The sequence below is a fragment of the Bacteroides gallinaceum genome, assembly GCF_030373775.1.
Classification (GTDB): domain Bacteria; phylum Bacteroidota; class Bacteroidia; order Bacteroidales; family Bacteroidaceae; genus Phocaeicola; species Phocaeicola excrementipullorum.
Genome location: NZ_JAUDEN010000063.1, coordinates 1 through 1,606 on the forward strand (window position 1 = coordinate 1; position 1,606 = coordinate 1,606).

Sequence of the window (1,606 nt, forward strand, 5' to 3'; positions counted from 1 at the left end):
ACGGCACGTTCGATGATGATTCGTGGTCTGATGACAGCTGGTCTGACGACAGCAACAATGACAGTGATAATCCTCTTGATACGAACAATGACAATTTTGTTCAGGTTGGTAATGACGGTTGGGACTATGATGTCTATTACAATTCGGACGATGACACCTATTATATCGACATAGACGGCGACGGCTTTGTTGATTCGGCCTATGTCAATGACGGTTATGGCGAATCTGATTCCGGTGACGACTGGAGTTCGGGCGATGAAACCACGACTCCGCCGGACCCTGACCCTCTTCCTGATCCGGGAGATGCTCCGACTGATTCCGGCGGAGAGCAGGAAGGAATAGGAGGCGGTAATGGAGAAACGAACAATAATGAAGAAGGTGGTGAGAATCCTCTTCCTGATGTGAAGATACCGTATTCTACTTCTTCTTATCCAGGTTATGTTCCAGGTGAACGAGATTGTAAACAAGTGGCAGATATAATAATGCATCAAATATTAGGAAATAATGCCAATATTGGCAGCTCAAATGTATATATTCAGTTGTATAAAGAAGTGAATGGAAAATTGACATTGGATGGAAATCCTAATGAGATATTTAATGTATTAAATGCCCATTTAGCAGTCAATCATCCGATTGTTGTAGGTGTAAATCATACCATAAATTATGGAATTAATAATGATAAGACAACAGATCATTGGATAGTTGTGTATGGAAGGGGGTATGATGAGGAAAAAAGAGAATATTATTACAATTATATTGAAACGGGAAGAACTTTACCCAATAAGGCAAATGTTATGGATGATTCATTGAGATTATATTATGATTCAGAAAAGGGCACTTTTAGTGGAATGTCTTGGAGCGGAAAACGGCAATATGAATTAACTCAAATACGACCTAATATATAAGTTTTATGAAGAAGAATATAGTAATATTATTTATGTTTATGTTTAGTGTATGTGCTTTGGCACAGGGAACATTGAAAGATGCATTGGATTATCTTCCATTTTCGGAGTTGCCTTATGATGCGAAGAAAGGAGTACCTTATACGAATACGTACGGCATTCAGAATATAGGGGGAGTAATCCCGAATAGATTGTACAGAAACGTGCAATGCACAGATTATTTTCTTGCCGATGATGCTGATACATCTCCGGTCGTTTACGGTAAATTTAAAATGCCTGGCTCTAGCAATGTTTTGTTGGCTGTGAGTTTTGGTGGAGTGACGGACTGGATGACTGATGTTCTTGTTATAGTGGATGCGAATGGAAAGGTGCTGGACTCATTGGAAACTAATGTTTGGTATTTCCCCGGTATTCCAATCAAGCAATATCGGATTGATAGTGGTGCTTTGGTCATAGTTTCTGTACTGGAGCCAATTTCTGCTGAATCTATTCCTTTAGATAGCTTTACTCAATTTAAAGGCAATAGAGTTGATTATACATATCGTATAGTTGATGAGAAATTTACTCTTGTTGCAAAACGAAAATTTGAAGAAAGAGTATATACAAAAGCACAATTGTCTTCAAGAACTTACAATTTATGGGACGGTAATGAGCAGCCTGTAGATTGATTGTGGAAAGGAATAGAAGACAGGGATTACTGTATG

The 1,606-nt window shown here is 38.6% G+C and carries 2 protein-coding genes; both read left to right on the top strand.

Annotation, left to right across the window (positions count from 1 at the left end; translation table 11 throughout):
- Positions 1-905 (top strand): hypothetical protein (locus QUW60_RS14920; protein WP_289561478.1); only part of this gene is annotated, 905 nt, incomplete at its 5' end.
- Between the two features lie 5 nt (positions 906-910).
- Complete coding sequence (locus tag QUW60_RS14925) at positions 911-1,570, top strand: hypothetical protein (RefSeq protein ID WP_289561481.1); 660 nt, start codon at positions 911-913, stop codon at positions 1,568-1,570.
- Positions 1,571-1,606 lie beyond the last annotated feature (36 nt).

Coding starts and splice junctions, on each gene's coding strand:
- QUW60_RS14925 (WP_289561481.1), top strand. CDS start 911: ATGAAGAAGAATATAGTAATATTATTTATGTTTATGTTTAGTGTATGT.